Annotated in this window: 15 protein-coding genes; 10 read left to right on the forward strand and 5 right to left on the reverse strand. The window is 43.8% G+C overall.

Annotated elements, in window-relative coordinates; translation table 11 throughout:
* The first annotated feature begins 36 nt into the window (after positions 1 to 36).
* A complete protein-coding gene (gene nudC / locus CI960_RS00430; RefSeq protein WP_005859508.1) occupies positions 37 to 810 on the forward strand; it encodes an NAD(+) diphosphatase in 774 nt (257 codons plus the stop codon).
* On the opposite strand, the gene CI960_RS00435 is transcribed toward nudC, so the two are convergent.
* Positions 781 to 1,386 carry a DUF4858 domain-containing protein gene (locus CI960_RS00435; protein WP_005859506.1) on the reverse strand — a complete coding sequence of 202 codons (606 nt, stop codon included), beginning with the start codon at positions 1,384 to 1,386 and terminating at the stop codon, positions 781 to 783. The two genes, nudC and CI960_RS00435, sit on opposite strands and share 30 nt — an antisense overlap.
* A 216-nt stretch (positions 1,387 to 1,602) precedes the next feature.
* Here CI960_RS00435 and CI960_RS00440 point away from each other — a divergent pair, with 216 nt between their 5' ends.
* A complete protein-coding gene (locus CI960_RS00440; protein WP_005859505.1) occupies positions 1,603 to 2,967 on the forward strand; it encodes a sigma-54 dependent transcriptional regulator in 1,365 nt (454 codons plus the stop codon).
* Positions 2,964 to 3,971, forward strand: a complete 1,008-nt coding sequence (locus CI960_RS00445; protein WP_005859503.1) for a PAS domain-containing sensor histidine kinase — start codon at positions 2,964 to 2,966, stop codon at positions 3,969 to 3,971. The genes CI960_RS00440 and CI960_RS00445 overlap by 4 nt, the downstream gene beginning before the upstream one ends.
* Here CI960_RS00445 and CI960_RS00450 read toward each other — a convergent pair.
* On the reverse strand, positions 3,966 to 6,614 hold the full coding sequence (locus CI960_RS00450; RefSeq protein ID WP_005859501.1) for an ATP-binding protein: 2,649 nt from the start codon (positions 6,612 to 6,614) through the stop codon (positions 3,966 to 3,968). The two genes, CI960_RS00445 and CI960_RS00450, sit on opposite strands and share 6 nt — an antisense overlap.
* 132 nt (positions 6,615 to 6,746) lie before the next feature.
* Positions 6,747 to 9,140, reverse strand: coding sequence for a TonB-dependent receptor (locus CI960_RS00455; protein ID WP_005859498.1), 2,394 nt, complete (start codon positions 9,138 to 9,140; stop codon positions 6,747 to 6,749).
* Positions 9,141 to 9,210: 70 nt separating this feature from the next.
* Between CI960_RS00455 and mnmD the strand changes: the two genes are divergently transcribed.
* Complete coding sequence (mnmD, locus tag CI960_RS00460) at positions 9,211 to 9,873, forward strand: tRNA (5-methylaminomethyl-2-thiouridine)(34)-methyltransferase MnmD (protein WP_005859496.1); 663 nt, start codon at positions 9,211 to 9,213, stop codon at positions 9,871 to 9,873.
* 60 nt (positions 9,874 to 9,933) lie between these two features.
* Here the strand turns inward: mnmD and trxA are convergent, their stop codons facing one another.
* Positions 9,934 to 10,251 carry a thioredoxin gene (trxA, locus tag CI960_RS00465; RefSeq protein WP_005867529.1) on the reverse strand — a complete coding sequence of 106 codons (318 nt, stop codon included), beginning with the start codon at positions 10,249 to 10,251 and terminating at the stop codon, positions 9,934 to 9,936.
* 87 nt (positions 10,252 to 10,338) lie between these two features.
* On the reverse strand, positions 10,339 to 14,142 hold the full coding sequence (gene dnaE / locus CI960_RS00470; RefSeq protein ID WP_008772806.1) for a DNA polymerase III subunit alpha: 3,804 nt from the start codon (positions 14,140 to 14,142) through the stop codon (positions 10,339 to 10,341).
* Between the two features lie 762 nt (positions 14,143 to 14,904).
* Here dnaE and CI960_RS00475 point away from each other — a divergent pair.
* The 6 genes from CI960_RS00475 to tsf all read left to right on the forward strand — a co-directional run bounded on the left by CI960_RS00475 (position 14,905) and on the right by tsf (position 22,233).
* Complete coding sequence (locus tag CI960_RS00475) at positions 14,905 to 18,114, forward strand: DUF6383 domain-containing protein (RefSeq protein ID WP_005859490.1); 3,210 nt, start codon at positions 14,905 to 14,907, stop codon at positions 18,112 to 18,114.
* 332 nt (positions 18,115 to 18,446) lie between these two features.
* A complete protein-coding gene (locus tag CI960_RS00480) occupies positions 18,447 to 19,079 on the forward strand; it encodes a porin family protein (protein WP_005859488.1) in 633 nt (210 codons plus the stop codon).
* 195 nt (positions 19,080 to 19,274) lie between these two features.
* Positions 19,275 to 19,730: a 50S ribosomal protein L13 gene (gene rplM, locus CI960_RS00485; protein ID WP_005859486.1), complete on the forward strand. Its 456-nt coding sequence runs from the start codon at positions 19,275 to 19,277 to the stop codon at positions 19,728 to 19,730.
* 5 nt (positions 19,731 to 19,735) lie between these two features.
* A complete protein-coding gene (gene rpsI, locus CI960_RS00490) occupies positions 19,736 to 20,122 on the forward strand; it encodes a 30S ribosomal protein S9 (protein ID WP_005859484.1) in 387 nt (128 codons plus the stop codon).
* 140 nt (positions 20,123 to 20,262) lie between these two features.
* A complete protein-coding gene (gene rpsB, locus CI960_RS00495) occupies positions 20,263 to 21,099 on the forward strand; it encodes a 30S ribosomal protein S2 (protein WP_005859482.1) in 837 nt (278 codons plus the stop codon).
* A 144-nt stretch (positions 21,100 to 21,243) separates the two neighbouring features.
* Complete coding sequence (gene tsf, locus CI960_RS00500; RefSeq protein WP_005859480.1) at positions 21,244 to 22,233, forward strand: translation elongation factor Ts; 990 nt, start codon at positions 21,244 to 21,246, stop codon at positions 22,231 to 22,233.
* Positions 22,234 to 22,338 lie beyond the last annotated feature (105 nt).

Genomic DNA, 22,338 nt, shown 5'->3' on the forward strand with positions numbered 1-22,338 from the left:
GTTTTACATACAGAAAGATAATTCGGGAATATTAGCATGGAAACTTCAAATAAACTCTGTTATTGGTTCCTTTTTTATAAAGACCAACTGTTGCTTCAGAAAGAGAATGATACGTATACCATCCCCTATGGCGAGAATCCCCCAGTTCCGGTTTCTCATACGCTGGAGGTTGATTACCGGGATGGACTTCCCGCACGTACGGCAGAATTAGATACTCCGGTGGAGGGGAATGACCGTTACGTACATATGGGGTTGCGTGCCTCTTGGGATTATATCTCGAGAGCGTGTTACGAGAAGGCGGGTAAGGCTTATCAATTGCTTTATTGGGATAGCCATAGCCGTTTCTGTCCGGTATGTGGTACTCCTACCGTGCAGACTACGTCGATCACGAAGCAATGTCCTTCTTGCAAACATGAGATTTATCCGACAATCTCAGCAGCGATGATCGTCTTGATCCGTAAGGAGGATTCGATTCTTTTGGTACATGCCCGTAATTTCCGGGGAACTTTCCATGGATTAGTGGCCGGATTCTTAGAAGTTGGCGAGACCTTGGAAGAGTGTGTGCGCAGGGAGGTCCGTGAGGAAACGGGTTTAGAGGTCGATAATATCACTTATTTTGGAAACCAACCTTGGCCTTATCCGAGTGGCTTGATGGTTGGCTTTGTAGCGGATTATGTAAGTGGGGAAATTAAGTTGCAGGATGAGGAACTAAGCTCTGGTGCCTTCTATACCAAAGATAATCTACCGGAGATCCCCCGTAAGTTGAGCTTGGCCCGTAAGCTAATCGATTGGTGGTTGGATCATCAATGAGGAGTCCTTTTTTGCGGCCTCTGCCTGTTGTCTTTCGAATTTCTTTTTTTTAGAGATGACATCCGGGGTAGGGAGGTTGCCGTAGTTTTGCCAAGTTCCGTTGCGTTTTGCGTTGCGTTTATGGACATATGTTTTCCGGCTGGTCATCCTTCCTAGATCGAAGGTAGCTAGTGAGGTACGACCACTGGACGGAGTCCTTTTCAATTCATCTAAGATAGATTGATAGACAGGCAGTATCTTTTTATACGGTGGATTATGTCGCCAGAATACCGATGGCGGTAAATCCTTCAATGCTACTTTTCGGTGTGTCGTATCGTCTTGTTGGATATATTCTGAGAAATCTTTGGTGATAGGGATATTGCTGGGAGCGGCCAGTTGAGGTTTCCCCATCGGTTTTCCCGGTTCCGGGTTGAGGAAAGAACCGCTTTGGATTGCTTTTTGGAATTCAGGGTTCAATTTGATGGAATCTTTGCCTGCTAATACATCCTTTAGCCAGATCGAATCTTGCTCAGTCCATTGCGCATAGCCTAAGTGTATATTTATACAGACGAAAAATCCAATCAATAGTGGTCTCATGAATGCCTGAATTGTTAATTGTGTTCAAAGATAGTCTTCCTTCTTTCTCCTCGTTTTTTCTTTCGCTTAAATAGTCTTACCGTTTACTTAATCTTAACCCTCTTTGCGGACTATTAATTTAACAGTTCATCTGCGCACGGTAATCGTTCGATTACGCACGCTTCTTCCATTGATTTAATACCTACCTTTGAGGCATCACAAACTAGTTCAGCGCTTATGAAAAAGGGAAAACTATTAATTATAGATGATAATGAGGACATCCTTTTTGCCCTTAACTTATTACTGGAGCCCTATATGGAACAAATAAGAGTGGCTACGCAACCGGAGCGCATCGATCATTTCATGCGGACTTTTATCCCGGATATTATCTTGTTGGATATGAATTTCAAACGGGATGCTATTAGTGGTCAGGAGGGTTTCTATTGGCTGGAGAAGATAAAGAAGATAGACCCGGACGTGGTGGTTCTTTTTATGACTGCCTATTCGGATACGGATAAGGCCGTGCGGGCGATTAAGGCGGGAGCTACCGACTTTATCCCGAAACCTTGGGAAAAGGAGAAATTACTCGCTACACTCTCTTCGGCATTGGAACTTCGGGAGAGTAGGGCGGAAGTGCGAAATTTAAAGAAACAAGTTGAGATTCTTAGTTCACCCGAGGATGCTGGCTTCGAGATCATCGGTGAAAGCGAACCGATGCAGGCTATTTTCGCTACGGTCGATAAATTAAAGAATACGGATGCCAATATATTAATCTTGGGGGAGAATGGAACCGGTAAAGATTTAGTTGCCCGCGCCTTATATCATCAATCTCCGCGTTCGGAGAATCTTTTCGTCGGGATCGATGTGGGCTCTATTCCGGAACAACTTTTCGAGAGTGAATTATTTGGCTATGAGAAAGGGGCTTTTACGGATGCCCGTAAGGAAAAGCCGGGACGAATGGAGGTAGCTTCCGGTGGTACCTTGTTCTTGGATGAGATCGGGAACTTAAGCCTTTCCATGCAAGCGAAACTGTTGACCGCTTTGGAAAAACGACAGATAACCCGCTTGGGAGCAACGCAACCCATACCGATTGATATCCGGTTGATCTGCGCAACGAACGTGAATATCCATCATCTTGTGGCAGAAGGTACTTTCCGGCAAGATCTTTTATATCGTATTAATACGATCGAGTTACATATTCCTCCCTTGAGGGAACGAGGAAATGACGTGATCTTATTGGCTGAACATTTCTTGTCGAAGTATGCCCGTAAATATAAGAAAGACTTGAAGGGCATTAACAGGGATGGGAAGAATAAGCTACATAATTATGCTTGGCCCGGTAATGTACGTGAACTGCAACATGCGATTGAACGGGCGGTTATCTTGTCTGAAAGTAATTGGCTAAGGCCGGAAGACTTTATTCTGCGTTCTGTCCCGCTTAGGGATAAGGAACCATCCGATGAGTTAAATTTGACGGTATTGGAGAAAGAAGCGATCGAACGTGCCTTACGTCGTGCCGAGGGGAATATCACTCGTGCCGCCGAGCTTCTAGGGATTACCCGCTTTACCTTGTATCGTAAATTGGAGAAATTTGGCTTATGATACGTTACTTGTTGTTCGCTCGTATTTTGGGGATCGTGGTCTTGTCTTTTACTGCCTCATTCTTAATGCTGAAAGGGTTTTTGTTTATTCCTGCGCTGTTCGGATTTTGTATTCTTGCGCTTTCGGTTTTCTTATATAAGGATCAGCAAAAGACTGTTAAGCGGATGGAATACCTGATAGAGAGTATTCATTACGGGGATCTGAGCCTGTTTTATCCTTCCGATTCAATGACGGAAGACGAAAAGGCTTTGGCCTCTTCTATGAACGCTGCCTTGGAGGCTTTGCGGAGTCGATTGTATAGTTCGGTGGTCGCTGAGGCGGAAACCGAGGCATGGCAGAAACTTATCCGGGTATTGACGCATGAGATCATGAACTCGATCGCTCCGGTAATCTCTTTATCGGAGACGGTAGCCGAGCGTGCGACGATAAATGGCATGAATGAGAAAGACTACGCTATTATGGTACAAGCCATGCAAACGATCCACCGAAGAAGTAAGGGGTTATTGGATTTTGTCGAGAATTATCGGAAATTAACCCGTCTGCCTTTACCTACTTTACGAAACTTCTCGGTTTCGGCTCTCTTTGACGATATCCGGCTTCTATTCCCGGAGAAATCCGATATCCTCTTCTTTCATGTAAAGCCGGAAGACTTGAATTTATATGCGGACCGGATCATGGTGGAACAAGTATTAATTAATCTATTGAAAAATGCGATAGAGGCTTGTGAAGAATCCTTATCCCCTCAAATTATAGTGGAGGCTGTCCAAAAAAACGGTATGGTAATTATTTCGGTGATTGATAATGGTAGCGGAATTGTTCCCGAGGCAATCGACAAAATCTTCGTTCCTTTCTTCACGACTAAATCTAAAGGTTCCGGCATCGGATTAAGTCTTTGCCGGCAGATCATGAACCGTCATAGAGGAAGTATTAGTCTCGACTCTCAAGTAGAGAAGGGTTCCTCTTTCGTTTTGCGTTTTCCGATTGTTACCAAACGGATTCTATAAATAAGTATTAATACATGCGATTAGCTTATCCGGCTTGATCGGTTTAGCGATGTAAGAGGAGAATCCGCTTTGTTTTACCCGTTCCTCATCTTCCGCGAAGGCGAAAGCTGTTACGGCGATGATAGGAATGGACTGGTTCTTTTCCCGAATTACCCGTGTAGCCTCATAGCCGTCTACGATCGGCATTTTTAGGTCCATTAGGATTAAGTCCGGTTGATATTTATTGAATAAATCGATCGCTTGTTCCCCGTTCCATGCGTGTATAAGGTTATAATCTTTCAACATGGCTTGGAATAAAGTATAGTTGCTTTCGTTATCTTCCGCTATTAATAGGGTTGCAGATTTGGATGACTGGCTCTTCTGTACATTCTCGGTCTTTGGTTTCTCATGCGGGACTTCCTGCATCTCTAGTATCGAATAGGGCAACGTAAACCAGAATGTAGAACCTTTTCCTTGCTCTGATTCCACCCCTATATCTCCACCCAGACGCTTGATAATCATCTGGCAAATCGATAATCCCAGCCCCGTTCCTTGCACAAAGCTATTTAACTTAACGAAACGGGTGAAAACTTGACCGATCTTATCCTTGGCGATACCGCATCCCGTATCTTTTACATAGAAATACAACTCATCGTCTCTACGGCGGTAGCCAAACAGGATGCTACCTTGAGTTGTGAACTTGATGGCATTGTTGATAAAGTTGGTAATGACTTGGGAGACCCGGTTACGGTCGGTGCGTAAGATACAATTCGGGATCTTCTCGACAAAGCATACCTGCACACCATCTTGCGCCTTCAAACGGGAAGACTGCTCGATATCGGAGAATAGTTGATTGACATCTACGTCTGAATCCACGAATTCTAGCGTACCCGCCTCTATCTTGGCTAGATCGAGAATATCATTGATCAATTGCAATAGCAGGTCGTTGTTGCTATTAATGATATTGATATATTCCTCTTTATCCTCCATATTCTCGGTTACGGCCAATAATCCGGAGAAACCGACGATCGCATTCAATGGCGTTCGAATCTCATGACTCATATTCGCCAAGAATGCGGATTTCAAACGATCGGACTCTTCCGCTTTCTCTTTCGCTTTCCTCAGTTCGTTCTCCGCCTGTTTTTGTTTTGTCACGTCTTCTTTCTTGAAAATAACCCCGATAAGGTTGTTGTGCTCGTCTAATACAGGGTTCGCCAAAATATGAAGATACTTTCCATCGCCGAACTCATTCGTGATATCGACCTGCTTTTTGGTTTCCATGGCCTTTGCGACCGTGCAACGGGTACAATAAGGCTTTACTCCGTTCTTGACCAAGAAGCAATTAGCCGGACCGAATTCAGGGATACAGTCATGGAACTCTACCTCGTTTCTCCATTTTACGGTATAATCCGGCTTGATGAAATAGATAGAAGCTTGGATATTATTCATGATTAGTATATTATCTTTCTGTAGATCCAATAACTTATCTTTCAGCTTATTGGTCCGGATAAAGAAGATTAATATCATAATCAGGAAAATAAACAATACGGTGATTACGCTTAGCAATATCTCGAACCTGTATTTGGAGAATAGGCTCGGGTCCTCGTTGATAATAGTAGCGTCGTGGGGCAATGACAGTTTGCTGATATCAAAAGCCTTGATCTTTGAAGCGTCGAACACATATCCATTGGGGATGATTTGGGGATGGATATCTTTAGGGGCGATTTTCTTCTCCAATATACTTAAAGCCTCTTTTGCCAAATCGGAACCTATAGGCCTGTATTTGGGACTGAAACCTCCGATGGCCCAGTGCCCTATGCCGACGGATGCCAATGTGAATGTTGGGATTCTGGGATTGGCGGTCATCATGGTATACGTGGCATTTCCAACATAATACCCGTCGTTCACGTCTACACGCCATGTACCGATCAATATCACGGTCTGATCCGGCAGGTTCTTGATTTGCTCAACGATGGTGTAGATATTATTCTTTCTTCCATCCAGTAATATCAAGTTCAGATCCTTGATATTTTCCATTTCCTTTTTTACCAAGGTCTGCATAGCTAAACCACCGTAGGTATTATCGGTGATTAATGCTATATTTTGAGTTTTGGGATATAGCTTACGTATTAACCGGATATTTTCTTTTACGTCATAAGAATACAAGAACCCGCCAAGGTGTAAACCTTTATCTACGTACTCTTGGATATCGATGTATTTCGGCTCCCATTCGGCGACATTTAAATCCGAGTCGGGTAATAAGATCGCATTCTTACTGATCATACCGCATAAAACCGGTATATCAGGCTTGTATTCTTGGGAGATATAAGAAGCCCATGCCTCTTGACCTAAGATAATGATAAGCTGAGGGGTGTTATTTTCCTTATATTTATCCAATATACCTCTCATCTTACCGTCCCATAAGGGGGCTTCCGGGAGGCTCTTACAGTTCATGTTCTCGATAACCACCGGCGAGATACCACCTCCCCGCTTATATTCCTCCATAAACTCGGAAATATTGGCGGTCGTATTACGTGTATCGGGATTGTAGGAGCTAATGATTAAAATAGGGCCTGCATTATCTGTAGCGTATAAGTGGAAAGAAAAGACCAGACTTAACACGATAAAGAGTACGAATCGTATGTAGTTTTTTAATAATGTCATTCTTTACCTACCTATTCATGTGCTTATTTGCGATTAAAGTACTATTTGTTATTAATACAGACCACAAAAATAGGAAAGATTTATGATTAATTGCTGAAATTCAAAATAAAAAGAATCTATTACGCCTAAAATCTATAACTCGATCATCACTCCGATACTTGGGAGAAGCGTTCCTGTAAGACGTTCTATCGGTCTTAATTCGTACCGTTGTTCATATATGGGAGCTTCCGGGTTGATAATTTTACCCGTTTTGATATATACGTCTTGCTCTTTGTATTTGGAATTCAATATGTTTTGGATGTCGATATAGGCTCCAAGCATGATCTTTTTGAAGTAAAATGTTTTATCGATACGGATATCTAACTGCGTGAATGGCTTGAGCCGTTCGCTGTTAAACCGGCTGTAATCATAGTATAGCCCGTTATTAGCGTCCCAAGCTTCTACATAACTACTCTTTTCTACATCGTAAGGCGTATAGGGAGCGCCTCCTACTACCCGGAACTTGGCGCCTACGTCCCAGTTCTTGGGTAAAGAATAAGTCCCGCTAAACGTGAACAGATGCTTATTGTCCCAAGCCGAGGGAAGATAAGTGTCCATATTTCTCCCATCCTTGAATTCGCTTCTTACCAAAGTGTAGGATGCGATGAAAGTAAGCCCTTTATAATTATACCAACGTCCCATGATCTCAAGTCCATAAGCTCGCCCTGTAGCGGTAGACGATACGGCCTCATTTCCCAAGACACCATAGTCTGTACCTTTCGATGCGAGTGGGATACTGTCGAGTATGGACATCGGATAACGATCATAATGTTTATAGAATCCTTCGGTCGTGAATTTCAAGTATGAGGTAGGACGGTATTCCAAGCCTAATCCGGCTTGGTCGCTTCGGATATAGCTTAAATGATTTGTCCGGTTTACATAATTACCTTCATTATCCTTGAATCCCAATGTCGTATAAGGAGGAAGCTCGTAGTAGCGTCCGATATTCGCGTTTATATAAAGCGGATCGGACAAGCGGTAGGATAAGGATAGGCGAGGAGATAACTGATCTAACAAATTATTCATATCCGAGGAATAATTGTTTGCGTCCGCACGAACACCTAAAGAGGCGGTAAACCGCTCGTTATAACTCTCATAAATAGCCGTGGCATAGATACCCCACTTCCATATGCCAAGGTCTGTTTGATATACGATGGTACGGGGGATAGAGGTAAATTGCTTTTGATAGGTGTCATTCGTGTATTGGGCGTATTCGATGTTTCCTCCGACATTCAATTGAATGAATGGTAAGCGGAACGTGTTTTCCGTTCGGAACTTATTCTCAATCTCGTCCGAACGGTAATTTAAGGAGAGATTCTCTACTTGGCTTTCATCATTGTCTTTGTATTTAATATTCTTATTGTTGGTCTGGCTACGGCTGATAATGACCGAGTAGAGATTTTTACCGGCGTAGTGTTTATAAACCGCTCCAAGGGTATACGTTTTTTGTTTTACGACCGGCAAGTAAGAGAGGATATATTGGTTTTTCTCGCTCATGTCTTTCATTCCTGTATTCAGCTTCATATCATCGATCGCCCCTAATCCGAGAACTGTAAGCTCATTCTTGGGGTTGAAGGAGTGCTTAATCTTGAATTGGGCATCCGTGAAAGTAGGTAAGAACGGCAAGCCGATCATATCGAAAAGGAATTGAAGGTAAGAGCGACGAACAGACACTTGGTAAGTGGTCTTTTTTCCTAGCGGTCCATTAGCGGACACACCGATATCTGAGGCTCCTAGGACTCCTCGCAATGAGAATTTCTCCTTATTCCCATCTTGTAGTTTAAAATCCAATACCGAACTTAAAGTGTTCCCTTTGGATGCGGGGAATGCGGCCGAATAAAAGTTGACCTCCCGGATAAAATCGGGATTGATAATACCGACCGGACCTCCGGAGGCTCCTTGGGTAGAGAAATGGTTGATATTCGGTATCTCTACGCCATCCAAAAAGAAACGGTTTTCCGAGGGACCTCCTCCTCTTACCATCAAGTCGTTACGAAACGCTGCCGTGGACGCTACTCCGGGAAAGGTTTGTACTACCCGGGAGATATCCCGGTTTCCTCCCGCGCTTTTCTCTATCTCCTTGAAACCGATTACACGAAGTCCTAGCGGACTTTCGGCGGTTTTACGGAACGGAGAGGCTACTACGCTAACCTCTTGCAGATTCTGGCTGGCTTCCTCTAGCTCGATCGGGAAGAATATATCTTTATTCGCTAGTCTGAATTCGGCGGTAACGAAGGGCTTATATCCCAGAAAGGAGGATTGGAGACGATAGCTTCCGGGTGATATGCCGGATATCTCGAATAATCCGGTGGAATCGGTGACCGCCCCTTGCGTCGTGTTCCATACCACTACGTTAGCGAAAGGTATCGGCTGTCCGCTTGACGCGTCTTTTACAACTCCCTTGATAGAGAAGGAGCGCTGTTGACCGATAGCGGCTTGTATGGTACATAATAAGAATAGTAAGAAGTAAAGATGGCGTCTATCCATATCTTATATCATATTTATAGCGGTAAAGATAAGTATTATTCTGATTCGTATGTATTATCTTTGCATACATATGGAGAAAGAATTACAGATAACGGCGGATGGAAGCCATACACTATATATTCCGGCGATGGATGAACATTATCATTCCGTGAACGGGGCCCTGCAGGAATCAAGACATATATTTATAGAGGCGGGATTGCATGCGCTTGAAAAAGACTTTATCCGAATCGTGGAGATTGGCTTCGGTACAGGGCTGAACGCCTTCTTGACATTGAAGGATGTCGAGCTATCTCAAGCACATCATATTGATTATCATACAGTAGAGTTATACCCGCTTCCTTTAGATACGATTCGTGCCTTGAATTATGGGGAGCTGATCTGGCCGGAGAGAAAAGAGTTATTCTTAGCCTTGCATGAAGCGGAGTGGAATACTCCCGTTTCAATCTCAGAGCGCTTTACACTTCATAAAATAGAAGGAAATAGTAACGCCTGTGAACTACCGGATGATATCGATTTGATCTATTTCGACGCGTTTGCGCCCGAGAAACAACCGGAGATGTGGAATCAGGAAATCTATAATCGTTTGTATGCTCATACCGCACCGGGCGGAGTGATCGTAACCTATTGCGCAAAAGGAGAGGTACGCAGAGGTATGCAAGCGGCTGGTTTTGAGATGAGCCGTCTTCCCGGTCCTCCGGGCAAGCGACATATACTTAGGGGTATTAAAAATTGAGAATTGAAAGTTACAGAGCGTATTCCTCGGTATTTTCAATTCTCAATTCTCAACTTTCAATTATTTAAGCATTGCCTCGATCTTTTCTACGAACTTATCCTTAGCCGTAGCGCCTACTACTTTATCAACCATCTTACCGTCTTTGAAGAAAAGAACGGTAGGGATGTTGCGGATACCGAATTGTCCGACTACATCGTCATTCTCGTCAACGTTCATTTTACCGATCGTCACACGACCTTCGTATTCGGTTGCCAACTCATCAATGATAGGAGATACCATGCGGCAAGGGCCACACCACTCTGCCCAAAAGTCAAGAACCATGGGCTTTCCGGAGTTAACCAACTCCTCGAAATTAGCGTCTGTAATTTGTAGTGCCATTTTGAATTACGTATTATTTAATTATGAATTATAATCTAATGATTGTTATGACGCCAAAAGTACAAATTCTTTCAGCGTCGTACAACTTTAACCATTAATTTTAAAATCGATATTCTCGTTCTCCTGTAAAAAGTCTACCAGCTCACGGGTCACGTTTAAGCGGATATTTTGGGAGAAGAGATTTAGGGAAATATTATGTTCCCCATCGACAACCTTAAAATATAACAGGCTATGGCCCGGATTGTTCTTGATCAATACCGAAAGCTCATTGATAGTCGGCTCGTCCAAATCATGGATCGGGACCGTGATACTGATTTTCTCGATCAGCTTGTCTTTCTCGTCTTGCAAAAGGTTGACGGTACCAATCTTGAAGTCCAGTTTATTGGGGTCCCAGCGGCTAGGCTCTACACGGGCTGTGATCAAGAGATACATCCCTATTTTACCATACTTGCTGTATTCGATATAATCCTGTCCGAAAAGAGGGATCTCGCCACTACCCGTGAAATCCTCGATCTTCAAGATTCCGTAAGGCTTTCCGTTCTTGGTCATTCCTTCCCGGAAACCGGTGACGATACCACCTAATAAAACCTCCCGGCCTTGTAAGGTTTCCCGCTCGTTAAGTTCTACCATGCCGGTATTACATACATACTTTAATATGATACGGTATTCATCCAACGGGTGGGCGGATAGGTAAATACCGACCAACTCCTTCTCTTTATTTAGGCGTTCGAGATCGCTCCAACGCTCGCATTGCGGGATCTCCGGTTTAGCGATGGCGATCAAGGCGTCTCCACCGAATAAAGAGTTGACTGCCGTGCTCTTATCCATCTGGTATTTGTTACCATAGCGAACCAAGGTATCCAAGAACAATTCCCCTTTTCCACTGTCGGTGAAGAACTGCTCACGCTGGATACCGAAGTTATCGAACGCTCCGGCCAAAGCCATGGACTCTATGTTTTTCTTATTGCAAGCGGTCAAGTTCACCCGTTCTACGAAATCGAAGATACTCTTGTACGGGCCGTTCTTCTTGCGTTCCTCTATGATATTTTGTACGGCTGACTCACCTACGCCTTTCACGGCGCCTAGCCCGAAGCGGATGTTCTTGTTCTTATCTACGCTGAACTTCAAGATAGACTCGTTCACGTCCGGTCCCAATACTTGAATACCCATCGCTTTACATTCATCCATGAACTTCGTGATATCCGTGATATTGGATAAGCTTCGGCTCAAGACGGCGGCCATATACTCGGACGGGAAGTTCGCTTTCAAGTAAGCGGTCTGATAAGCCACCCATGAGTAACAAGTAGCGTGACTCTTATTGAATGCGTATGAGGCGAACTTCTCCCAGTCGGACCAGATCTTATTTAAAGTTTCCTCTTTATAGCCGTTGGCTTGACCACCAGCCATAAATTTAGACTTCAAGTGGTTCATCTTCTCGATCAACTTCTTACCCATCGCCTTACGTAAGGCATCACTCTCACCACGCGTGAAGTTAGCGAGCAAACGGGATAGAAGCATGACCTGCTCCTGATAGACCGTAATACCGTACGTATCTTTTAGGTAGCGTTCCATGACGGGAATATCGTACTTGATCTCCTCCTTACCCTGTTTACGGGCGATAAAAGAAGGGATGTAATCCATTGGGCCCGGGCGATACAGGGCGTTCATGGCGATCAAGTCCTCGAATTTAGAAGGTTGCAACTCCTTCAAATACTTTTGCATACCGGCGGACTCGAACTGGAATGTACCGGTTGTCTTTCCGTCGCAATACAATTTATAAGTCTTGGGGTCCTCCAGACTGATATGGTCGATATCCAGATCATGTCCGGTAGTCAGTTTCACGTTCTCGATCGCTTCCTTGATGATGGACAAGGTCTTCAAGCCCAAGAAGTCCATCTTGATCAATCCGGTTTCCTCGATCACGGAACCCTCGTATTGGGTAACCAGCATCTCCTCGCCGGTATCCTTGTCTTTCGCCGTACTGACAGGTACGACATCCGATATATCATAACGTCCGATAATGACACCGCAGGCGTGTACACCCGTGTTACGGACGTTGCCTTCCAGCATCTGGGCGTATTTCAAGGTATCCCGTGCCAGCGGATCATTTCCGTTAGCCGCCTCTTTTAGTTCCGGCACATACTTGATGGCGTCGCCCAATTTGAACTTCTTCATGTCAGGGATCTTATCCGGAACCAATTTGGCTAACCGGTTCGATTCGGATAACGGTAATTTCTGTACCCGGGCGACATCTTTGATAGCGGACTTGGTAGCCATCGTACCATAAGTAATGATATGAGCCACACGCTCGGCACCGTATTTCTCCGTTACCCAGCGTAAGACCTCGCCACGGCCATCATCATCGAAGTCGGTATCGATATCGGGGAGGGAGATACGGTCCGGATTCAAGAAACGCTCGAACAGGAGGTCATATTTGATCGGGTCGATCTTGGTGATCCCTAAGCAATAAGCTACGGCAGATCCGGCGGCCGAACCACGTCCCGGTCCTACGGATACACCGAGTTCCTCACGAGCAGCACGGATGAAATCTTGCACGATCAAGAAGTAGCCGGGGAAACCCATGGTCTTCATGATATGTAACTCGAAGTTCAGACGCTCCTTTACTTCATCGTTCAAGGGGTCTCCGTAAAGCTCCTTGGCTCCGTCGTATGTCAATTTCGCCAAATAGTCGGCTTCCAGCTTGATGCGGTATAGTTTGTCGTATCCACCTAATTTCTTGATTTTGGAGTGCGCCTCTTCCTCGCTTAATACGACATTACCGTTCTCGTCTCGGGTGAATTCCTCAAATAAATCATGCTCTGTTAATTTCTGACGGTAGGACTCCTCGGTACCGAACTCCTCGGGAATGGCGAAAGTCGGCATGATAGGACCGCTGTCGATGGAGTAGAATTCTATTTTGTCGGCTATCTCGAGCGTATTACTCAAAGCTTCGGGGATATCGGCGAAGATGGTGTTCATCTCGGCGGTTGTCTTCATCCATTCTTGCTTGGAGTAGCGCATACGCTTGGGGTCGTCCAAGTCTTTGCCGGTACTAAGGCAGATCAGGCGGTCGTGAGCCTCAGCGTCGTCGGCATTGACGAAATGGACGTCGTTGGTGGCGATTAGCTTGATATTATGTTTGTGAGCAAGTTCGATCAGTACCTTGTTCACCTCTTGTTGATGCGGGAAAATCGTGCAATCGGCGTTGGGGTCGTGTGTCTCGTGCCGTTGCATCTCAAGGTAATAGTCTTCTCCGAATAAGTTTTTGAACCATTTGATAGACTCCTCGGCCTTATCAATTCGTCCGTGCATGATATGCTGTGGAATCTCTCCACCTAAACAGGCGGAGCAGATGATCAGATCCTCATGATATTTCTCCAACAATTCCTTGTCAATACGCGGACGTCCGTAGAATCCTTCCGTCCATGAGAGGGATACCATCTTGATCAGGTTCTTGTATCCGTTCTTATTTTTGGCCAGAACGATCAAGTGCCAGCCGCTACGGTCGTCTTGCGAGGCCAGCTTGCTATGCCTTCCGTTGCGAGCGCAATAACATTCGCACCCGATGATCGGCTTGAAGATGGAAGCTTTCGCTTCGGCGATTTGTTTTTGTAGTTCCGTTATCCTTTGTTGTTCCTCATCGGTTGGCGCATCCTTGGCCAGCAGCGGTTTTAGTTCTTTCTCGGAGTCCTTGATGATCCCGAGAGGTTTACTGTTCTTTTTGCTAACCTTATTGAAAAACTCCTTGATACCGAACATAACGCCATGGTCTGTTACGGCGATCGCACGCATTCCGTCTTTGTACGCTTTGTCGATCAACGCGTCGATGGATGCCTGTCCGTCCAGCAAGGAATACTGGGTATGTACGTGTAAATGAATAAACGGTTCCATATATATTAATGTATAGTCTGGTGCATATTGAAATGAGTGCATAAAGGTAGGAAATATTTTTTAGTACGAGAGAGGTTGTTTTGCTTTTAAAAAAACACGTACGTCTTTTTTGAAGGATATAATGAGGTTATAATATGTGTGATTCTATAGAATCTATATGTTATATAAACAGATGTTGTATTGATATTTTGCTTGATATAAGCCGTATATCGTGACAGGAGGTTTTCGTGAGGTGCTCGAACTAGCGGATGGAAGATAGTTATGAATGGCGTTTTTCTGTGTGAAAAGCCGTTTTATACTGTACTTATGCTTGGAAAAAGCGAATCTCAGGGAGTTCTGTTTACAAAGTGTCATTTTGCTAGAACAAGGGAAACTAATATTCCGATCTATCGCAAAAGGTGATCTTACTTTTGTTGATTATTCGATGGTGTATTTACTAATGTACGCATGTACATTAAATAATAGAAGAGAAAAATGATTGATTTAAACGATCGTTTTAATTAGTCATTTGCAAAGGTACGCATTTCTTTGACACTTGCAACCCTTCTGTGTTATTTTTTTCATGCCTTATTCGCTTTCTTATCAATAGGATAGGCTATCCTTTACGAAACAAGCTCTTCCTTCCACAAACTCCCCTTTGTATCTCTCGAAAAACGCAAGATCTAAACGATGGTTTAGACTAGTCGTTTTCTAACGGTAGTCTGCTATCAGAAAATAGCTAAGTGCTTAATTAACACTATTATTAATATTAAATTCTAAATTATGAACAGAAAGATTTCTACATTGTTAACGGCGGGTCTGCTCGTGGCAGGGTCGCTGTGCGGTAGTGCCTTCGCTCAAAACTCTATTCAAAGTTTATTGGGCTTGGGTAGTGCTGTTACGGAACTGAAATCCGGAACTTATGTGATGACGGATGCCAACGGTTTAGCGTATGGTTTTACTTCTGTAAGCGAGGATGGTGTATTACAAGAAGGTATTCTTGATTATAAAGCTACTTCTATTGCGGATGACAAGAAAGATGATGTAAAGCAGTATATCTGGAAAGTTACCGTAACAGAGAATTTGGGCGCTTATTCGTACAAATTTGAGAATGTAGCCACAGGTAAGACTCTACGTGTCAACACGACTGCTGGTTCAGAGGCCGTAGAATTGAATAGTGCGGCTTCTGGAAATGTGATTAAAGATGTTTTTGCATTTGGAGCTACTCAAATCGGAACAACAGGTAAATATACTGCAAGCGAGAAGGCTCTATTCGCTTATAACGGGAATAAGAGTGATGTATTCCAGTTAAAATGGAGTGCTGGTGGCTCTTTAATTTCAACTACGGCTTCGTCTTTTGATTTATCTTTCTATGCGGTAGAATCAGAGGAATTAGGGGCTGTGGGAGCTGATGAGTTGAATGATTTGTATAACACGGCAGGTTTCTCTTTCGTCTCAAAAAGATTGGACTCCGATCAGACTAGCGAGCCTAATGGTAATCTATTCAATGAGAAAAGAATCGTTGCCCGTTATGTGCCTTCTGACTTGAGAGTGGACGCTACTTCTTATCCTTCCTATTCAGGAAGTACGGCTGATTTGAAGATTCCCGCTGGTATGTACTTCTTTACAGAGAATGCACCTGATAAGGATGATTGTAGCGGAGTTAATGCTGTTTCTAGCGGTTATAAAGCTTGGATGGACGCAACTGTCTTGGTTTTAAGCTCAACCGAAACAGTGGAAGGTACAAATGCGGGACGTGCGTCTGGTGATGGATTCATGTTGGTAGAGAAAAAGATCAGCGAGTTGAATTTGTATCAAGGAACTTCTTCCAACTGGAAAGCCGCTGGCGATGAGATCTCCATAAACAACGCTAACTTCCGTGTACAGAAGAGTTATTCCGAGGGCTATCCGTATGAGTTGAACGTGGATCGATTCCGTTACCGCAAACAAGCGAGCAAAGCGGATCAAGCAGATGCCAAGGTGAAGTTGCATATCTTGAAGCACAATGACAACTACTATTTGGCCACTACTTCTACTTTGACGGATGCTAGCAATAACCCAATTAACTACTTTATATTCAAGCAAGGTGCTGCCGGGATGAAGAGCGGTATTGAGTTGTTGAATACAGAGGCGAAGGTTTCTGCTTATACAATCCGTGTCTTAGATGGTAAGGGTGTCGATAAGAAAGACATCAAGAGCGTATATGGAAAGTATTTGACGAATGCTGTTAAGAGAGGTTCGTTCCAATTTGTTGCGAAAGCTAAGGTTCTTTCTCAATTGGAAACTCCGGCTTATCAATGGGCTATTTCCAGTGTAGACGATACATATAAAGTGACATTCACGAACCGTGAGACCGGCGAGTATTTCCAAGCTAGCTTGTTCCCGAAAACTGATTTAGGCGAGAATGTTTACGAATTGGCTACAGATAACAAAACAGTTACCGCTATCTACGTAAATGAGAACACATATCGTGAGGCAGAGGGCGATGATGCTGATATGCAACAGCTAATCGTGGAATTGACTCCGGCAGAAGTTGATCCATACGCTGGTTTCTTGAACGTGGACAATGAGACTTTGGTGACGATGGCTTTTGCTCGTGATAACAACGAGACTTCTAATAAGTGGTATGTGGCAGCTACCGAAAATAATTTGCCTTTAGCAACTTCAGAGTATATATTGAATAAGAATGATAAGTTCGCAAATGAGGTATCTGGCGCCGCTCAATGGCAATTGGTGAAAGAGGATAACAAACGTACGATCATCGAGCGTAGCTTTGTTTATAACAAGGATGGACGTGTGACTGTACAAGCTAGAGGTGATAAGGCTTATGCCTATGTTTATCGATTGCAGTATATCAATGATGGCATTGAAACCGAGGAATACTTCCCGGCAGGAAGTTCTAACGTGTCTGCCCAAGAGGAATTAGTTGACGAAAATAACACTACACGTTTTGTGATTAAGCAAGCTGCTGATGGTTCTGTTTATTTGATTAAGGTGACAAGCACAAGCTCAAATATCGCTTCTATTTTAAATGCGAATACGACGTCTGTAGTAGACGCTACTTATAAGGCTTCTATCGACGAATGTCAATATACTACTCCGTCTTCTGTTTATGCATGGCCTATCGCTACAACTCCGAGTGGTCAACAAGATTGGTTATTGAATACTTACTTGATTGTTGAGGCTCCGGAAATCAGCTATCCCGCTGAGGAAGGACATATTTCCCTGATAAGCGAGATGAACAACTATATCTCCATGAACGAGGATCGTGATGGTATCGTTGTAAACGAGAATCAATATTCTTTCTACTTACAGGTAACAGATAAGGATGCGGTAGTTCCTTCTTTCTATATCTCTAACAAAGGTACGGTTGAGGATGGTAACAGACTGTTCTTATTCAATCCGAAAGACTCTGTAAACTACTATGTGGCAGACGGTACATACGACAGAAAGTATCAATGGAACGAGGATGACACGAAGGCTGTCTTCAAGCCGGCCACTCTTTGGGAAAGTAAGGATACTTTGACTACGATCGTTAAAGGTAACAAGGTTGCCGTGGCTAAAGAGGCTGATGATGAGGGTGTATTAGGAGGCTTGGACAACTTCAAGGTTCAGATCATCCAGTGTGAGGACGACGAGAACGCTTATCGTATCCGTTCTGTAGCTGATAAGGGTTCTTATTTATATGGTGTCAACGATAAATTGTCTTGGAGCGGTAACAAGAAAAACGCTATGCGTTTCACTATCGCTGCTGGTGATCCTACTTCCAATGAGTCTATCGCTGATGCTGCCGAAGGCATCAAGGTTATCGCAGGCAACGGTACGATCGAGATCCAAGGTGCGGCTGGCAAGATGGTTTCTGTAACGAACGTTCTTGGCAAGTCTATCGCTAACACGGTTCTTACTTCCGATAACGCTACGATCGCTGCTCCGGCAGGTATCGTTGTGGTGTCTGTAGAAGGCGAGGAAGCTGTTAAGGCAGTCGTTAAATAAGAATAATGACGATAAATAACATAAATCGAAAATCATTCCTGCGGGAGTTGTAGTGATTCAAGTACCCCGTGAGGGCGAATAGGCGGGAATGGATTAATATTAATACTAAAGTAATAAATTAAAGTTCATCCACCGTTGCCTCCGTGAGGAGGGAAGGTGGGAAAAAAATAGCCTCGGTCGTTTCTGCGATCGGGGCTAACTTTTGAGCGGCCCTTTCATGAGTTGTTCTTTTTATGTAGCTTTCCTGTATGTTTCAGTAGGATAAATGTAGATGTTATTGAAAAATGTATATCTTTGCTTGCTATTAGAAGGAAAAGCAAATGAGGAAGTTTATGAGAAAGATCGGATTGTTGTTGATTGCCGTGATGATGATTTTACCGGCGATGGCTCAGGTTTCTTTCGGCGTACGTGCCGGAGGCGCTTATTCTTCGTTGATCCAGAAAGTGGAGGATACGTATGAGGCGGGAGCCCGCTTCGGTTTCAGCATAGCGGGTTTGGCGGATATTCCTTTGAGTAAGAATAAAAAATGGTCGCTTCGTCCTGAGGTGGCGTTCGTAAACCAAGGTGGCGCTTATTATTCGAATCAGGATATACATGGGATGGCGCTTCATAATAAATGTTGGTATTACTCTTTGCAGATTCCCGTGAATGTGGCTTATACGTTTACCTTCACGGACGTTCATCTGTCCGTATTCGCCGGTCCTACCTTTGATTGGTCCTTGTTTGGCAAGATGAAGAGCCGAGAGACCAATCCGGATCTCCATTTCGGCGTATCCGAGGAGAAGGATTTGAAACCTTGCGATTTTGGCATGAACGTCGGCCTATCGGTAGAATATAGTAACTTTTTCTTTTCCGTAAGCTCCCTATGCGGCATGATAGACCGCCGTGCCTTGAAGCGTGACGGCGAGACTTCCGTTTATCAAAATAACGTGACATTCTCTTTGGGGTATTACTTCCGTAAGTGATGAGTATCTTCATAATAACTTGAAAAATAATTAGATTTGTTTGGTATTTCGGATAAAACCCGTACCTTTGCAAGCCGATTATTATCAAATTGTACTAAGAGTTTAGTTCTTAGCACGTTGTTGCATCATGTGTCCGTTGTGACAATGTTGGTAAGGCTAGTTTTTTGAGTTATTAATTAATTTAATTTTTAAGCAGTGGATACTTTAAGTTTTAAGACCATTTCTGCAAACAAGGCAACTGTAAACAAAGAGTGGGTCATTGTTGATGCTGAAGGCCAGACGTTAGGTCGCCTTTGCGCTAAAGTAGCGAAGCTTTTGCGCGGTAAGTACAAACCCAATTTCACTCCGCACGTTGACTGTGGTGATAATGTAATCATCATCAATGCAGACAAAGTCGTTCTGACTGGTAACAAGTGGAACGATCGTATTTATTTGAGATATACCGGATATCCCGGTGGACAGATCGAGTATACTCCGGCTGATCTTTTGAAGAAAGGTGGTGACCGTCTGTTCCGTAAAGTAGTAAAAGGTATGTTGCCTAAGAACCGTCTGGGTGCAAAGTTGTTGAACAACATGTACGTTTATGAGGGAACTGAGCACAAGCACGAGGCTCAACAACCTAAGTTAATCGATATAAACTCATATAAATAATCACGATGGAAGTAGTAAATGCAATAGGAAGACGTAAAGCGGCAGTCGCTCGCGTATTCGTTAGCGAAGGTACGGGAAAGATCACGATCAACAAACGTGAGCTGGAAAAATACTTTCCTTCTTCAATCCTTCAGTTTATCGTAAAGCAGCCGTTAGCAAAGTTGAACGTCGCTGAGCAATATGATATTAAGATCAACCTTGACGGTGGTGGTTTCAAAGGTCAGTCTGAGGCTGCCCGTTTGGCTATCTCTCGTGCGTTGATAAAGATTAATCCGGAAGATAAGGCTGTCTTGAGAGCGGAAGGATTCGTAACTCGCGATCCTCGTGCTGTTGAGCGTAAGAAACCGGGTCGTCCGAAAGCTCGTAAGAGATTCCAGTTCAGTAAACGTTAATGTTATTTGTGAGTCCCTTACAAGTAAAGCGAAGCGTTTAGTATCTAAATTATCGGGATTCTTTTTACATGTGGACATGCGGAAAGACTACCTGATGGTTGAAATTAAACAAAGAAAGTAAACGATTTAAGAAAAAAACAATGTCAAGAGTAAATTTTGATCAATTATTAGAGGCTGGTGTACACTTCGGACACTTAAAAAGAAAGTGGAATCCCGCTATGGCTCCTTATATCTTCATGGAGCGCAATGGTATTCATATCATTGACCTTTATAAAACAGTTGCTAAAGTAGACGAAGCCGCTGAAGTTATGAAGAACTTGGCTAAACAAGGCAAGAAAGTTCTTTTCGTGGCTACCAAAAAACAAGCTAAACAAGTTGTCGCTGATAAGGCTGCTTCCGTAGGTATGCCTTACGTTATCGAGCGCTGGCCGGGTGGTATGTTGACCAACTTCCCGACGATCCGTAAAGCTATCAAGAAGATGGCTACTATCGATAAGATGACAAAAGATGGTACATTTGATAATCTTTCTAAGAGAGAAAAACTTCAAATCACTCGCCAACGCGCTAAGTTGGAGAAGACTTTAGGTTCTATCGTAGACCTTACTCGTCTTCCGTCAGCGTTGTTCGTTGTAGACGTGATGAAAGAGCATATCGCTGTTCGCGAGGCTAACCGTTTGGGTATCCCTGTATTCGGTATGGTTGATACGAACTCTAATCCGAACAATATCGACTACGTTATCCCGGCTAACGATGACGCTACAAAGTCTGTAGAGGTTATCTTGGGCGCTATCTGCGAGGCTATGAACGAAGGCTTGCAAGAGCGTAAGGCTGAGAAAATTGACGCAGAGGCTGCTGAGGAAGCTCCGAAAAGAGAGCGTAAGGCAAAAGCTGCTGTTAAGAAAGAACGTACGAAGAAAGAAGACGACGATGCGTTGAACGCTAACGTTGCCGGTAAGTTCGCAAAAGACGAAGAATAATTCGATTGACAATTGACGTTGACAATTGACAATTAGAATACAAATACAATGGGCAGTTGGCTTTTGACAGGATTTGTCAATTGGCAACTGTCCATTGTCAATTTTTGAAAGTATAAACATTTTAAAGATAAAGGAAATAAGATTATGGCTGTAACAATGGCTGATATTACCAAGCTGCGCAAAATGAGTGGAGCTGGTATGATGGACTGTAAGAAGGCTTTGACAGAGTCTGACGGTGACATCGAGAAAGCAATGGAAATTATCCGTAAAAAAGGACAGGCTATCGCCGCTAAACGTTCTGATCGTGAGGCTGCCGAGGGTTGTGTGTTGGCTAAGAAGGATGGCGAGTTCGCCGCTATCATCGCTTTGAAGTGCGAAACGGACTTCGTGGCTAAGAATGAGGACTTCGTGGCTTTGACTCAAGCTATCTTGGACGCTGCCGTGGCTAACAAATGCCGTACTTTGGACGAGGTGAAAGCTTTGCCTATGGGCAAGGGTACTATCCAAGAAGCTGTTACGGATCGTAGTGGTATCACTGGCGAGAAAATGGAGTTGGATGGCTACTGCGTAGTTGAAGGTGCTTACACTACTGTATACAACCATATGGGTAAGAACCAACTTTGTACGATCGCCGCTTTCAACAAGGAGTCTGAGGAAGCCGCTCACAATATTGTTATGCAGATCGCCGCTATGAACCCGATCGCTATCGATGAGGCTGGTGTTCCTGAGTCTGTAAAAGAGAAAGAGATCCAGGTTGCTATCGAGAAGACGAAGGCTGAGCAGGTACAGAAGGCTGTAGAGGCTGCATTGAAGAAGGCTGGTATCAATCCTTCACATGTAGACAGCGAGGCTCACATGGAAAGTAACATGGATAAGGGCTGGATTACGGCAGAGGATGTAGCTAAGGCTAAAGAAATCATCGCTACTGTTTCTGCTGAGAAGGCTGCTAACTTGCCTCAACAGATGATCGAGAATATCGCTAAGGGTCGTCTGGGCAAGTTCTTGAAAGAGGTTTGCTTGTTGAACCAAGAAGACATTATGGATGGCAAGAAGACTGTAAGAGAGACAATGAAGGAGATCGATCCTGAGTTACAAATCTTGGCGTTCAAACGTTTCACTTTGCGTGCTGAGTAATTGCGGTAACATATTTGATATAAAGAAAAAGGCGATACAACCCAATGTATCGCCTTTTTTATGAAGTATAGCTTACTTGCCCATAGAAGATATACTTACTTGTCC

Origin of the sequence: Parabacteroides sp. CT06 (genome assembly GCF_002257605.1) — a bacterium.
GTDB classification, from domain to species: Bacteria; Bacteroidota; Bacteroidia; order Bacteroidales; family Tannerellaceae; genus Parabacteroides; species Parabacteroides distasonis.

Excerpts from the sequence above, each read along its gene's own strand:
- rpsI (WP_005859484.1), top strand. The coding sequence starts at position 19,736 with ATGGAAGTAGTAAATGCAATAGGAAGACGTAAAGCGGCAGTCGCTCGC.
- nudC (WP_005859508.1), top strand. The coding sequence starts at position 37 with ATGGAAACTTCAAATAAACTCTGTTATTGGTTCCTTTTTTATAAAGAC.
- CI960_RS00480 (WP_005859488.1), top strand. The coding sequence starts at position 18,447 with ATGAGAAAGATCGGATTGTTGTTGATTGCCGTGATGATGATTTTACCG.
- CI960_RS00435 (WP_005859506.1), bottom strand. The coding sequence starts at position 1,386 with ATGAGACCACTATTGATTGGATTTTTCGTCTGTATAAATATACACTTA.
- dnaE (WP_008772806.1), bottom strand. The coding sequence starts at position 14,142 with ATGGAACCGTTTATTCATTTACACGTACATACCCAGTATTCCTTGCTG.
- CI960_RS00455 (WP_005859498.1), bottom strand. The coding sequence starts at position 9,140 with ATGGATAGACGCCATCTTTACTTCTTACTATTCTTATTATGTACCATA.
- trxA (WP_005867529.1), bottom strand. The coding sequence starts at position 10,251 with ATGGCACTACAAATTACAGACGCTAATTTCGAGGAGTTGGTTAACTCC.
- CI960_RS00445 (WP_005859503.1), top strand. The coding sequence starts at position 2,964 with ATGATACGTTACTTGTTGTTCGCTCGTATTTTGGGGATCGTGGTCTTG.
- tsf (WP_005859480.1), top strand. The coding sequence starts at position 21,244 with ATGGCTGTAACAATGGCTGATATTACCAAGCTGCGCAAAATGAGTGGA.
- CI960_RS00450 (WP_005859501.1), bottom strand. The coding sequence starts at position 6,614 with ATGACATTATTAAAAAACTACATACGATTCGTACTCTTTATCGTGTTA.
- CI960_RS00475 (WP_005859490.1), top strand. The coding sequence starts at position 14,905 with ATGAACAGAAAGATTTCTACATTGTTAACGGCGGGTCTGCTCGTGGCA.
- mnmD (WP_005859496.1), top strand. The coding sequence starts at position 9,211 with ATGGAGAAAGAATTACAGATAACGGCGGATGGAAGCCATACACTATAT.
- CI960_RS00440 (WP_005859505.1), top strand. The coding sequence starts at position 1,603 with ATGAAAAAGGGAAAACTATTAATTATAGATGATAATGAGGACATCCTT.
- rpsB (WP_005859482.1), top strand. The coding sequence starts at position 20,263 with ATGTCAAGAGTAAATTTTGATCAATTATTAGAGGCTGGTGTACACTTC.